The sequence below is a fragment of the Clostridium sediminicola genome (genome assembly GCF_050402865.1).
GTDB lineage: Bacteria > Bacillota > Clostridia > Clostridiales > Clostridiaceae > Clostridium_AF > Clostridium_AF sediminicola.
The window spans coordinates 39,268-52,655 of sequence record NZ_BAABMF010000025.1 but is presented as its reverse complement, the minus strand read 5'-3'; the positions used below and the strand labels follow the sequence as shown (position 1 = coordinate 52,655).

Genomic DNA, 13,388 nt, shown 5'->3' with positions numbered 1-13,388 from the left:
ATGCAATTTTGAATGAATAATTCAAACAAACACATACAACTATATATCTGGTGATTATAGCTTGAAGGTAACACCCGTTCCCATTCCGAACACGAAGGTTAAGCTTCAACACGCTGATGGTACTGCATGGGAGACTGTGTGGGAGAGTAGGACGTTGCCAGGTAAAAAGACTTTACTTAATAGTAAAGTCTTTTTTTTATTTATTATTATTGTAAGGACTAGCAATTTTTAGAGTTGGTTGTACAGGGAATTTTTATAGTTAAAATAAGGCTATTTCATATTTTCTTTTATTTCCCCATATTTTCTAAGTGCAACAATAGCATTTACAGCTTGTTCTGCTGTTGGATAAGCAGGTATACCATGTTTTCTTAATTTCATGATTGCATCGTTACATTCTTCTCCACCTTGTGCTTCCATAATAAGTGGTTTTCCTAGATATTTATATTTTTCATATATTTCAATATAGATATCAGTTACTGCAGCAACGTCAGTGACTGATGTTGGACAGATAGAGCCATAAACTGCGTCTACATTAGGGTCACGTATAGCTTGTGTAATAGCACCTTTATATTGTTTTGGAGAAGCAGTCCCTGCTATATCTACAGGGTTTAGTGGTGATCCAAACATAGGCATATAAGCTCTAATCCTATCTACTAGTAGAGGAGAAATTTCTTTTAATTCACGCATTGGCATTCCTATTCTTTCGAAATGATCACAGGATAATAGTCCAGATCCGCCACCATTTGTAATCATAACTACATTATCTCCACTTAATGGAGGTTGTAATCCAAGCGCTAGTGAAATATCTAAAAATTCCTGCCAAGTAGTCGCACGAATTGCTCCAGCTTTTTCAAAAATTTCATCGTACAACGTATCCGTAGTACCTTGGTTTTCAGAAGCAGTATGCGCAAAAGCTGCTTTAACTCCAATTTTTGAACCCCCTACTTTAATAGTAACAACAGGTTTATTTGGAACAACTGTTTTACAAGCTTTTATATAAGCTTCTGGACAATCTAATCCTTCAATGTAAGTAGCTATGCATTTTGTATTAGGATCTTCTGCGCCATAGGCAATAAATTCAGAAAAATCAACATCTGCTTTATTTCCGAGGCCTACAAAGAAACTCATTCCATAGTTCAACATTTGCGATGTACCAAGGGCAGCTAAAAGATTTGCTCCAGATTGAGAAATCATAGCTACAGGGCCTTCTACAGGAAGGTAAGGGATGAATCCACAATTAAAATTCAGATAAGGACTTCCCATTCCAACAAGATTTGGACCTATTAATGGTAATTTATTATCACGACAATATTGTGTCAATTCATCTTGTAATTTTCCTCTACCAATTTCTTTAAATGCACTTGTTGCAATAACTGCTATTTTTGCTTTTTTAGCTACAGCATGTTCTAAAACCATTTTTACTAGATGAGCTGGGACAGCTACAAAGACTAAGTCCACAGTATCAGGAATATCGACAATGGTTTTATAGGCTTTTAATCCATGTACTTTTTCGGCTCTAGGATTGACAGGATATATTTTACCTTTATAACCCCATTTATTTAGCCCTTCTATAACTTTGTAACCAACTTTTCCATCATAGCGTGAAGCTCCAACAACTGCAATTGATGCAGGACTTAGTGCATATTTTAAATTTTCAACAACATATTTACGAGGAGCACTTATTTTCATCTATTTCCCCTCCTTTGCAAATTGACAAGAAACTGGTGATTTTTTGTCCGTACGGTCTTCAAGGAAGTCATCGGTAAATACACATTCCTCCCAGAATCCGTTTTTCTCATCGAGCCTACAAACCCAACGTCTAAACTGTCTTGTTATATCAGCTTCTTTAATATCTTCAATTTCTGCATAGGTAGAAATCTTATCTCTTAAGGCATCAATATCTGAAATTTCATTATAAGCAGAAACTAATATATCGTAGAATGAATCACTAAATTCAAGAACTATGTTGAACTCAGGAATTTTAGATAGTTCATCAACAATTTGTGACTTACGATAAGATGGTATGTTTTGGAATGTTCTTATTACATAAGTATGATTTGTAACGTTTAATTTCATAAAGTTTAAGAAAAATACTGGAACTAATATACGTTTTTCTTCAACAATTTCTTTCATCCCTTCCAGCATATCTTTTGGATCTAGGCCTGAAATATTAGACAATACATCAAAATCAAATATGTCTTCAACAGGTCTTTCTGCATTCAATGCTTGGAAAATTTTTAAATCATTTAAGTCCATTTTGTCCTGGATTTTTGCTAACTTTTCTAATTGTCCTTCACCCCAAAATGCTTTTCTATAGTCATCTTTAGGTGCATCCCACATATTTATATGGCTTTCACGAACATCTCGACGAATAGGGCAGATATGAACATATTCTATTTCAGGATTGTTTTTCCATGGTTCTATAACACTAGCTAATAAATTATCCAAAACACGCATGTGATTACCATTGAAGAAATCAAAATCGCCTTCCATTTCAAAACCTGTGCAAATATCATCTTTATTTTGGTACCATTCAGCTAACTTAGATTTTGTTTCTTTAGAAGTACCTTCTTTTAGTTTTACAAACCAATAATAAAGTCCCCAACCATATACTTGTGTAGCTGGATTCATAACAAACATTATTAAATGTTCATCATAAAGTCTATGCATACGTTTGATAATGTCTTTCTTATCCAATCCTGTAGTTTTTGATAAGTAATCCATATTAAAAACATCTGGATGTATTTGGTAAGATGATTTTGCTACATTATAAGCACTCATAGTTGCATGATCTAATGGTACAATACCAGGTTCTAAATAACCTATCCCCTTTGGACCAAAAAAATATTCTTCCTTCCATTTTAGCTGTTCATCAGTTCCAAGCATATAATTAGCTTTTTTACTTTCACTCATTTTTGACTCTACCTCCTTTTGGTTTTGTAAAAAACAATTCATTACCATATAATAGCAATATACATGCCAAAACAAAAAGCCCCTATATAGAATTGCTTATAGAGGCGATAAAAAGGAATTTTAATGTTTATCTTTAATTATTTTCGATATTAAAATCGTAAATTTATCTAACGATTGTAAAATATTTTAACAACTAATTTTGTATTTTTTTAATTTGCTATATAAAGTAGGTCTAGAAATGCCTAATAGTTTAGCAGCTTTTGTTAAATTTTTTCCGCTCTCATGTAATACACGCTCGATTGTTTGTTTTTCTGTTTCAGTTAAAGAAAAACTACCATAAAAATCAACTTTCTCAGGCGCATATGTTAAATACTCAGGAAGATGTTCAGGTAATATTACATTGTTATCTACAAATAATAAAGCTCTTTCAATACAATTTTCTAATTCTCTCACATTTCCAGGCCAATTATAATTTAGAAGTATATGAAGGGAATCTTTACTCAAAATATATTTTCTTTCTATTTTCTTAGAATGTTTTTCAATAAAGTGTTTTGTTAGGAGAGGAATATCCTCTTTACGCTGTGATAATTTAGGAATATTTATTGAGATAACATTCAATCGCCAAAAAAGATCTTGTCTAAAACTACCTACCTTTATTTCTTGAGTTAAATTTTTATTAGTAGCCGCGATTATTCTAATATCTACTGAAATCCGTTTTGATCCGCCTATTCGTGTAACTTCTCTTTCTTGTAAAATTCTAAGTAACCTTATTTGTAAATCTTTTGGCATTTCACCTATTTCATCTAAAAATATTGTACCTCCTGAAGCAAGTTCAAACTTTCCAGCAGAACCTTCTTTACGAGCTCCAGTGAAAGAGCCTCCTTCATAACCAAAGAATTCGCTATCTATTAGTTCATTAGGTATAGCACCACAATTAATAGCAATAAACGGGCCTTTAGCTCTAGAGCTAGCATTATGAATAGCTTGTGCGAAATATTCTTTACCTGTACCACTTTCACCTGTAATGAGAATATTTGATAAGCTTTTGGCAGCTGTCTTTGCAATGGTTTTTATTTTTTTCATATTTTTGCTACTACCTATAATATTATTGAAGGTATACTTAGCTTTTGAATCTATTAGAGATTTTTTTACTATTCTAATTTTATCTTTTTTAATTTTTTTAAGTATATTTATACAACCATGAATTTCACCATTTCCGCCTATTATTGGAATAGCATTTTTTAAATTATAATGGAATTTTTTATCTTTAAAATCTATTAAGAAGGGATTATCATTGGAGTAGGTTTTCCCTGACTTCATTGCATCTAGTATAACTGGATAGCAATTCAAAACTTCTTTAACTTTTTTACCTACAATATTTCCGGATTTATTATTTAAAGATTCTTTTGCTTTTTCATTTATGTCTGTAATAATTCCTTTATTGTCAATAGTGATGATTGGGTCTGAAACTGAATGGAATATAGCTTTATAATAATGACTAATAATGTGAAGGCTTGTATTAGTTTTCATTATTCTTAATTGATTTTCAATTGCCATTTGTGCTCCAAGTAGTATACCATAAATTTGATGATTTGGGTCTGGAAAATTAGCTGCAACACCGAGTATACCAATCATTTCATCATCGATATTTTTAATAGGCACTGCTGAACAAGCTCTTTTTTTTAATTCAAAGCAATATTTTTCTTCCGCCATAAAAGGGATTGAATTTTGTTTACAGATTGCCATAGAAACGGCTGTAGTACCCACAGCTTGCTCACTCCAAGATGCACCAATAGTAAAGTTTAGATTTTCTTTAAATGATTTTTTTACTTTTTCATCACCAATGGTATGTAATAGATTACCGTTATTATCTGTTAGAAAAATAATATACCCAAAACCTTTAATATTTTGGTAAATCTTTTGCATAAATGGTTTTGTTATATGTATAAGTGTTTTGTTATCATTTAGTTTTTTATCCAAATTATCTTTAGATAATATAATTTCAGATTTTCCGTCAAAAGGATTTACTTTGAATTCTTTACTTCTTTCCCATGAGCTTAGTACTTCTTTTGTCAAAGAATGGGGTACTTGTCCATTCTTTATAAAATTATGCCATTCTTCTCGCAAAATCGTATTCTTGTGGATTTCAACCAAGTTCATCCCTCCAATAATTTATCTAAATTTTTGAAACTTTGGCTTGTCTGTATATATAAAATATACTTTATAAAGTTCTTGTGTATTCATTGAGGTGGAGTATTTTTTTGAAGAAAAAGTATGTAGTCTTTATTCTTATCTTCTTCAGATAGATTAGGTATTTCATGGATTCTATCATCAAAATAACTTGGTATCTCAAACCCTTGACGTACTGCTGCTAAACAACCACCTTTACAGGCCTTTTCATTTGCTTTTACTATATCAGGAGTTACTTTGCTTGGATCGGTGAATTTGATATGGTTATTCACTGAATGTCCTACTAAATATTTAATATTAGGAAATTGATTTTTAAAATAATCACTGAGCAACGATTGATCAGCTTTTCTAAAAGGGGTTACCCTCTATTTACCAATAATTGTTACTTTATCATCTCCAAATCCCATTTTTTTAGCTTCAACCATCAATGGAATAGTATCCGGATCAATTCCCATCATTCGAGTAGCAACCATGTCAGTTTCTACACTATTATTTCCACTAATAATAACATGACTTTGTACTGGATCAACTGGCGCAGGAGTATTTCCTTCTCCGCCAATGAGGCCGTCAATTATAACTAAATCAGGTTTATACAAATATAGAATATCTACTAATTTGTTATTAATATGATAATTATGATTTCTTTGTCTTAAATTATAAGGAATAGAACCCATAGCATTTTTAAATCCTAAGGTAACACCGGTAAATAAATTAGTTTTCATTTTGGGTAAAGAGATATAAAAGGCATCTCCATTTACAACCTCAGTCAAAATCTTTGGGATGAATATTTCTTTCATTACTTGAGCCTTAGGTAATATATAACGTTCTACCGGTTGCTCTTCTAATGCAATACATTTAACGTTTCTAACATTTGCAATTCTATCAATACCTGCAGTTTTGAAGGATACCCAAGTAGGCATACTCCTACCTGATGATTCAACAATAACAATATTTTTAGTGAATTGCTGAACATAGCATATAACTGCATCTAAAACTCTAGGATCAGTACTTTCAGGATACTCCTTATCTTTAAATCCAATGTCAAAATATACAGATACTAAATTTGGTTTAATGATAACTTTTTTTTCTTTGATTTTGTCAGTAAAGTGAATTTTGGCATCTAATTCATTCAAATTATTAAAACAATATTTTGAATACTTGCAATATCTTTACGTTGGTAATATTCTGCTTGTCCATAATTTTTAGGTAATGCTACATAGTCTCTCATATAGTTCATTTTTGGCGCATGTGTGATAACAACATAATTTTTTCCTGACATATATTATCTCCTTTCGAGCACTATTTTCCTTATTTTATTATACAAAGTTATTTTACTTTTACATCAACCTAAAGTATGAGTTTTAATTATCTTTTTTGTTATTTCCATAAGATTTTCTATATTTTGAAGGAGATGTCCCTACTTTTTTCTTGAAGACTTGGTTGAAATATGATTGACTACTGAAACCAATAATCTCAGTGATTTGCTCCATAGAATATCTGGTGGTTTCTAAAAGCATTTTTGATACAGATATCCTTTTTTCAATGAGGTAGTCAATGGGAGAAGTTCCAGTATACTTTTTAAACTCATGTACTAAATAATATTTATTCATAAAGGCTATTGTGGCTAAGGAATCTAAGGATAAGTTTGAAGCATAATGAACATCTATGTATTTTTTTATATAAGCACATTCTTTATTAATATTTTTTGTTGAAGATAATACTAAATTTGATTTTGTTCTTCTTATTACATTAAGAATCAAAATTTCTAAAAGATTTTGGCAAATTGATTGGTAATGTTCTTCTTTTCTTTCAACTTCACGTAGTAGATTATCTAGATAAAATAGGATTTCATGTTTATATTTATTATAGTTATGAATACTGTAGGAATTTGTTAATTCAGAATCATCAGCACTTCCATCAATCATAAGAGAGATTCCATCTATTCCTAATACTATATATTCTAAGGGATTTGAATCTTTGGATGATTCAGTATGAAGTACATTTGCATTTACTATAACTAAATCATTTTCTTTTACAGTAAAATCTTTATCTTCTATTTTAAAATGCCCACTTCCATGAACTACATAAAATAATTCAGTAAAAGGATGCAAGTGCATGGTACTATGCCAATCATCCTCATACTTTGATTTCGAAGCATATCGAAGTTTAGCATTTGTTTTACTAATTTCATTACTTTTAAATTCAAATAAAGTATTTGACACAGATGTACACCTCCGGGAGTTATAAATTATTATTGATTAAGAATAATTTGACGCAATGATTATAAATTGCGAACAAGTTCGAAATTTATAGTTACAAGTTGTGGATATCTTTCGCAAGCGAAAGCTTTTAACTAAATAAAAGATATAAAGATTCCTTTTGCATCAGTAAAAGAACATTATTTCAGATCCTTAACTTGTCACTGATTTAATTCGCTTTTTATTCCAATTATAAATTCTCTTCTTAAAGCTGTATTCTCTAAAAACAAATCCATATAATTTTATTATATTGCTTTAAAATCTAAATAACAATATAACTAAAAAAACAAGCAACATAATTATAGAAAAAAAAGGATGATAGTCTTATACTTATACTAACAAGAAAATAATTACATTAGGGGGATAATTATGAAAAGAGTATTAGGTTTATTAATTTCAATTTGTTTACTTGTATCATTAGTAGCTTGTTCAGCCAAGACTGAATCGACTACTACGGATGGTGAATCTAGTGACACATCTAAGGTAGAAGAAAAGGTTTTAAAAATTGCAGGTTTAAATGGTGGATATGGAGATGAGCATTGGAAAGAGTTAGTTTCTAAATTTGAAGCTGCAAATCCTGGGGTTAAAATTGAATTAACTCTTGAGAAGAATATTGCTGAAGTTTTAAGACCTCAAATTCAAGCTAGAAATCTTCCAGATATTATATACTTAGCTGTTGGTGCGGAAGGTAAGTTAACAGATACATTAATAAAGGAACAAGCTATACACGATATAACAGATGTACTTGATATGGAAGTACCAGGTGAGGGTGTTAAGGTTAAGGAAAAAATAATACCTGGTTTTACAGATACTCTAATAACAAATCCATATGGAGATGGTAAGACATATTTAGCACCATTATTTTATTCACCATGTGGACTTTTCTATAATAAAAACCTTTTTGGAGAAGGAAAATATAAATTCCCTGAGACTTGGGATGAATTATTAGCACTTGGAGAAACAGCTAAGAAGGATGGTATCTCATTATTTACTTATCCTACAACAGGATACTTTGATGCATTCTTCTATGCACTTCTTAATGAAGTAGGAGGAGCTGATTTATTTAATAAAACGATGAATTATGAAGAAGAGGCTTGGACTAGCGCTGAAGCTGCTAAAGCTTTTGAATTAGTAGGTGAATTAGCTAAGTATACTCACCCAGATACAGTTTCTCAGGCAAATGGAGAGGGATTTACAAAGAATCAACAACTAATATTAGATAATAAAGCTTTATTTGTACCTAATGGAACTTGGTTACCAGGTGAAATGAAAGATGCACCTAGAGCAGATGGATTTGAATGGGGATTTACAGCGCTACCAAAGGTTACAGAGAGTGGAGATGCCTATTCTTATACATTCTTTGAACAGATGTATATACCAGAGGGAGCAAAGGAAGTTGAACTAGCTAAGAAATTTATGGCTTATATGTATTCAGATGAAGCAGCAAAAATAATATATGAAAAAGCTGGTGCAGTTCAGCCAATAGTAGGCGCAGAAAAATTAATGAAAGAAGAAGATCCAAATAAATTATACTTCTCAGTTTATAATGATGGTGCAAAGGCAGCTATGGGTGGATTTGCGGCAGCTCCTCCAGTAGAAGGTGTTGATTTAACAAGTGGAGATGGAATTCTTTTCGGAACTGTTAACTCTATTGTTTCAAAGAATAAAACTGTAGAGCAGTGGCAAAAGGAAGTTGTTGAAGCTGCAGCTAAGATTAAAGAAGCAATAAAGTAGATTGATAATATGGTGGATAAAATATCCGCCATATTGTTTATTATGAGGAGGGAAAATTGTGAATAACAGAAGTTTAAAATTATTTATTTTTATTTGTCTAACTCCTGCACTCATTTTATTTTCTATTTTTATGATAGTTCCAACTCTAAGTGTATTTAAAATGTCACTATATAAGTGGGGAGGGCTATCTGCAAAAAAAGCTTTTGTGGGATTGAATAATTTTAAAATTTTAATAAGAGATGCTAACTTTTTAAGATCTTTTCAAAATACAATTTTTATTATTGTAATAGTAACTATAATAACAATGACAATAGCAATAATCTTTGCATCCATTCTAGTACGTGAAGATATCAAAGGTCAAAACTTTTTCAGAGTTATATTTTATGTACCCAATATTTTATCAGTTGTAGTTATATCATCTATATTTTCAGCAATATATGATCCTAGCCAAGGACTTATAAATAGTTTTTTTAGAATATTAAAACCTGAGAACTGGGTAAACATTCAGTTTCTCGGAAATCAAAGAATTGTAATCTATTCTATTGCTGGAGCAATGATTTGGCAAGCAATAGGATATTATATGGTAATGTATATGGCAAGTATGAGCTCAATACCGGTTCATTTATATGAAGCGGCCGAGCTTGATGGATCGGGTAAAATAAGCCAGTTTTTTAATATTACCCTTCCTTTAGTTTGGGATACTATAAGGACAACACTAACCTTTTTTATCATAAGTTCTATTAATCTAAGTTTCTTATTTGTAAAGGTAATGACTAGTGGAGGACCAGATGGTTCCTCGGAAGTATTTTTAAGCTATATGTATAAGCAAGCATATAACAATGCAAGTTATGGTTATGGTATGGCTATAGGTGTTACAGTTTTCTTATTTTCATTTTTATTATCAGGAATTATTAACAAAATTACAAAACGTGAAACCTTACAATATTAGGAGGCTTATATGAATAAGAAAAAGAACATAAAGAAAGCAGATAATATTTATAGATTATTTATATATGTTGCGTTAATAACCTTGGCTATTAGTATAATAGTACCGGTATTGTGGGTATTTTTGGCATCTATTAAAGAAAACTCTGAATTCTATGGTAATCCATGGGCATTACCAAAAGGATTCTACTTTAAAAACTTTGTTGATGCAATAGAAAAGGCAAAAATGGGTGAGTACTTTTTAAACTCTGTTACAGTTACCACATTAGCTTTAGCTATATTGTTAGTTGTTGCTATTCCAGCAGCATATGTTTTAGCTAGGTTTGAATTTAAAGGTAAAAAAATTATAAATAGGTTATTCATGGCAGGTTTATTTATCAATGTAAACTATATTGTTGTTCCAATATTTTTAATGCTTCTAGGATGGGATGGATATATTATGAAGATATTTGGAAAGGGGATATTCTTAGACAATATTGTTGTTTTAGCTATAGTTTATGCTTCATCAGCAATCCCTTTTACAATTTATTTAGTATCTAATTATTTCAAGACATTACCGAAGACGTATGAAGAAGCAGCTTCTATAGATGGTTGTGGATATTTTAGAACTATGATTAGTATAATGATTCCTATGATAAGACCTAGCATAATAACGGTTATATTATTTAATTTCCTATCTTTTTGGAATGAGTATATTATAGCGCTAACTTTGATGCCAGGAAAATCAAAAACTTTACCAGTAGGATTAATAAATTTAATGCAGTCTCAAAAAGCTGCAGCTAATTATGGACAAATGTATGCGGGGTTAGTAATTGTAATGATTCCTACATTGGTCTTATACATCTTAGTTCAAAAGAAATTAACTCAAGGAATGAGTCTTGGAGGAGTAAAGGGGTGATGGGTATGTCAAAACTTAAAGGGAATATAACACTTCCTAGCGAAGCAGGGTTCTTAAAAGAAACAAAGGAAATCTTAGAAAGATTAGGAGCAGATGCTATTAGGGATAGTGATGGTACAAAACTTTCAGAAGATATAAAAAGTTTAAATGCAAAAATTTATACCACATATTTTGTGAGTAGAGGGCATAATGAATTTGCCAAAGAAAATATGAATGAATGTCAACAGATTTATTTGATGAGTAAGTTCAATTTAGCAAATTCAGAAAAACTAGAAATATTATTTATGGAGGGTTATTTTTCAGAACAAGTAAAACCTGATTATGACCATAATCCAAAGAAATGGTGGGAAGTAATAGATAGAACTACAGGACAAGTAGTAGATATAGATGATTGGGATATAGATAAAAGTAAAAACAAGGTGATAATTTTTAATACAGAGCAATTTCATGAATATACTGTTTCTTTTTTAGTATATGCTATATGGGACCCAACACAAATGTATAACCATATAACGAATAACTGGGGAGATAAGGAGCATGATATTCCTTTTGATGTAAGAAAACCTGAATCATCAAAATATATAATAGATTATATTGATAAGTGGTTAGAGGAGAATAAAAATACAGACGTAGTAAGATTTACAACATTCTTTTATCATTTTACCCTTATATTTAATAACATGGGTAAAGAGAAATTTGTGGATTGGTTTGGATATAGTGCAAGTGTATCTATAGAAGCTTTAGAAGCATTTGAAAAAGAAATGGGATATAGATTAAGACCAGAAGATATAATTGATGAAGGATACTATAACACGTCCTTTAGAAGACCTTCTAAAGAATTTTTGGATTTTATGGATTTTCAACAACAATTTGTATCGAAAACGGCTAAGAAGTTAGTTGATAAGGTTCATAAAGCAGGCAAAGAGGCTATGATGTTTTTAGGAGATAACTGGATTGGAACTGAACCCTATGGAAAATACTTCAGTAATATAGGAATAGATGGGGTTGTTGGTTCTGTAAATAGCGGTGCAACGCTAAGAATGATTTCTGAAATTCCTGGAGTTAAATATACCGAGGGAAGATTCTTGCCATATTTCTTTCCTGATACTTTTAGAGAAGGCAATGACCCTACAGTTGAAGCTAGAACAAATTGGATATCAGCAAGACGTGCTATTATGAGAAAGCCTGTGGATAGAATTGGTTATGGAGGGTATTTATCATTAGCTTATAAATTTCCTAAGTTTATAGACTATATCGAAAATGTGTGCAATGAGTTTAGAGAAATTTACTACAATATAAAAGATGTTAAACCTTATTGTGGGTTAAAGGTCGCAATTCTAAATTCTTGGGGAAAAATCAGATCGTGGCAAACTTATATGGTTGCTCATGCACTATGGTATAAGCAGATTTATTCATATCTTGGAATACTTGAATGTTTAAGTGGTACTAGTGTAGATGTATCTTTTATTAGTTTTAGTGAAGTAAAAGCAAAAGGAATACCAAAGGATATAGATGTAATATTAAATGCTGGGGATCATGATACAGCATTTAGTGGAGGCGAGGAATGGCTTGACGAAAAACTTACAGCGACCATTAGAGCGTGGATATATAATGGTGGAGGGTTTATAGGGGTAGGAGAGCCATCAGCTAATCATCATCAGGGTAGATATTTTCAATTAGCTGATGCTTTAGGAGTAGAAAAGGAACTAGGTTTCTCACTAAGTACAAATAAATATTTTAAAGAGGAGAATAAACAGCACTTTATAACTGAGGATATAAAAACACCAATAGATTTTGGAGAAAGTATGAAGAATATTTATTCATTGAGCAAAGATACAGAAATTCTCCAGTATAGCGATGGAGAAATACATTTATCAGCTAATAAATATGGGAAAGGTAAATGCGTATATATAGCAGGACTACCATATAACGAAGATAATACTCGATTATTATTAAGAAGTATTTTCTATTCTGCTAATAGAGAAAAAGAACTATATAAATGGTTTGCACAAAATATCTATGTAGAAGTTCATGCATACCCTGAAATTAAGAAATATGCTATAGTAAACAATTCAGATATTGCTCAAAAATCTATAATCTATGATGGGGAAGGTAATAATTTTGAAGTAAATCTGAAAGCCTGTGAGATTCGATGGGCTGAAATGTAGTGGGTGATAAAATGAAAAAAGTAAAAGCTATTGTTGCAGCGCTCTTTTTTATTCTTTCAGTTTATTTAGTGTTAAAGGGACAAAATATAAAAGGTTATTTGGGATTGGTGATTATGTTAATGGGCCTTTTTGGTATTTTGTTAGAATTGTTCATTTACAATAAAAAAAATGTTTAATTATAGTAGATTATAAAAAGGTATGCAGAGTAATTTTGCCTACCTTTTTTATTGTGCAGAAATTTATAAATTCTATCATTTGTTCTTATTGATAAACTATTCTGAA

At 31.0% G+C, this 13,388-nt stretch carries 12 protein-coding genes and 1 rRNA gene; 6 read left to right on the top strand and 7 right to left on the bottom strand.

The window, feature by feature from the left end; translation table 11 throughout:
• The first annotated feature begins 46 nt into the window (after positions 1–46).
• Positions 47–163: ribosomal RNA gene (gene rrf, locus ACQ3F0_RS24005) — 5S ribosomal RNA — on the top strand.
• A 107-nt stretch (positions 164–270) separates the two neighbouring features.
• Here rrf and ACQ3F0_RS24000 read toward each other — a convergent pair.
• The 7 genes from ACQ3F0_RS24000 to ACQ3F0_RS23970 form a co-directional block, all read right to left on the bottom strand.
• Positions 271–1,689 carry an acetate--CoA ligase family protein gene (locus ACQ3F0_RS24000; protein ID WP_428868330.1) on the bottom strand — a complete coding sequence of 473 codons (1,419 nt, stop codon included), beginning with the start codon at positions 1,687–1,689 and terminating at the stop codon, positions 271–273.
• Positions 1,690–2,913: an AsnC family transcriptional regulator gene (locus ACQ3F0_RS23995; RefSeq protein ID WP_428868329.1), complete on the bottom strand. Its 1,224-nt coding sequence runs from the start codon at positions 2,911–2,913 to the stop codon at positions 1,690–1,692. It lies immediately after the preceding gene.
• Positions 2,914–3,099: 186 nt separating this feature from the next.
• Positions 3,100–5,067 (bottom strand): sigma-54 interaction domain-containing protein, encoded by a 1,968-nt coding sequence (locus ACQ3F0_RS23990; RefSeq protein ID WP_428868328.1) that lies wholly within the window; start codon positions 5,065–5,067, stop codon positions 3,100–3,102.
• Positions 5,068–5,153: 86 nt separating this feature from the next.
• A complete protein-coding gene (locus ACQ3F0_RS23985) occupies positions 5,154–5,375 on the bottom strand; it encodes a hypothetical protein (RefSeq protein ID WP_428868327.1) in 222 nt (73 codons plus the stop codon).
• A gap of 93 nt (positions 5,376–5,468) precedes the next feature.
• The gene (locus ACQ3F0_RS23980) at positions 5,469–6,236 is read right to left on the bottom strand and encodes a DUF362 domain-containing protein (protein WP_428868326.1); all 768 of its coding nucleotides are present in this window, start codon (positions 6,234–6,236) and stop codon (positions 5,469–5,471) included.
• Positions 6,233–6,382 carry a hypothetical protein gene (locus ACQ3F0_RS23975; RefSeq protein ID WP_428868325.1) on the bottom strand — a complete coding sequence of 50 codons (150 nt, stop codon included), beginning with the start codon at positions 6,380–6,382 and terminating at the stop codon, positions 6,233–6,235. Before ACQ3F0_RS23975 ends, ACQ3F0_RS23980 begins: the two co-directional genes overlap by 4 nt.
• Positions 6,383–6,464: 82 nt before the next feature.
• Complete coding sequence (locus tag ACQ3F0_RS23970) at positions 6,465–7,325, bottom strand: AraC family transcriptional regulator (protein WP_428868324.1); 861 nt, start codon at positions 7,323–7,325, stop codon at positions 6,465–6,467.
• Positions 7,326–7,730: 405 nt separating this feature from the next.
• On the opposite strand from ACQ3F0_RS23970, the gene ACQ3F0_RS23965 reads away from it, so the two are divergent.
• Genes ACQ3F0_RS23965 through ACQ3F0_RS23945 form a run of 5 tightly spaced genes read left to right on the top strand, consistent with a single transcriptional unit; the run spans position 7,731 to position 13,282 of the window.
• The gene (locus ACQ3F0_RS23965; RefSeq protein WP_428868323.1) at positions 7,731–9,095 is read left to right on the top strand and encodes a carbohydrate ABC transporter substrate-binding protein; all 1,365 of its coding nucleotides are present in this window, start codon (positions 7,731–7,733) and stop codon (positions 9,093–9,095) included.
• Positions 9,096–9,150: 55 nt separating this feature from the next.
• The gene (locus ACQ3F0_RS23960; protein ID WP_428868331.1) at positions 9,151–10,044 is read left to right on the top strand and encodes a carbohydrate ABC transporter permease; all 894 of its coding nucleotides are present in this window, start codon (positions 9,151–9,153) and stop codon (positions 10,042–10,044) included.
• Positions 10,045–10,053: 9 nt separating this feature from the next.
• Positions 10,054–10,938, top strand: a complete 885-nt coding sequence (locus ACQ3F0_RS23955; protein WP_428868322.1) for a carbohydrate ABC transporter permease — start codon at positions 10,054–10,056, stop codon at positions 10,936–10,938.
• A gap of 5 nt (positions 10,939–10,943) precedes the next feature.
• Entirely contained in the window at positions 10,944–13,106 is a 2,163-nt protein-coding gene (gene gnpA / locus ACQ3F0_RS23950) for a 1,3-beta-galactosyl-N-acetylhexosamine phosphorylase (protein ID WP_428868321.1), read from the top strand.
• Positions 13,107–13,117: 11 nt separating this feature from the next.
• Positions 13,118–13,282 carry a DUF6903 family protein gene (locus tag ACQ3F0_RS23945; protein WP_428868320.1) on the top strand — a complete coding sequence of 55 codons (165 nt, stop codon included), beginning with the start codon at positions 13,118–13,120 and terminating at the stop codon, positions 13,280–13,282.
• The last annotated feature ends 106 nt before the right edge of the window (positions 13,283–13,388 follow it).

Excerpts from the sequence above, each read along its gene's own strand:
- ACQ3F0_RS24000 (WP_428868330.1), bottom strand. The coding sequence starts at position 1,689 with ATGAAAATAAGTGCTCCTCGTAAATATGTTGTTGAAAATTTAAAATAT.
- ACQ3F0_RS23995 (WP_428868329.1), bottom strand. The coding sequence starts at position 2,913 with ATGAGTGAAAGTAAAAAAGCTAATTATATGCTTGGAACTGATGAACAG.
- ACQ3F0_RS23975 (WP_428868325.1), bottom strand. The coding sequence starts at position 6,382 with ATGTCAGGAAAAAATTATGTTGTTATCACACATGCGCCAAAAATGAAC.
- ACQ3F0_RS23965 (WP_428868323.1), top strand. The coding sequence starts at position 7,731 with ATGAAAAGAGTATTAGGTTTATTAATTTCAATTTGTTTACTTGTATCA.
- ACQ3F0_RS23955 (WP_428868322.1), top strand. The coding sequence starts at position 10,054 with ATGAATAAGAAAAAGAACATAAAGAAAGCAGATAATATTTATAGATTA.
- gnpA (WP_428868321.1), top strand. The coding sequence starts at position 10,944 with ATGTCAAAACTTAAAGGGAATATAACACTTCCTAGCGAAGCAGGGTTC.
- ACQ3F0_RS23945 (WP_428868320.1), top strand. The coding sequence starts at position 13,118 with ATGAAAAAAGTAAAAGCTATTGTTGCAGCGCTCTTTTTTATTCTTTCA.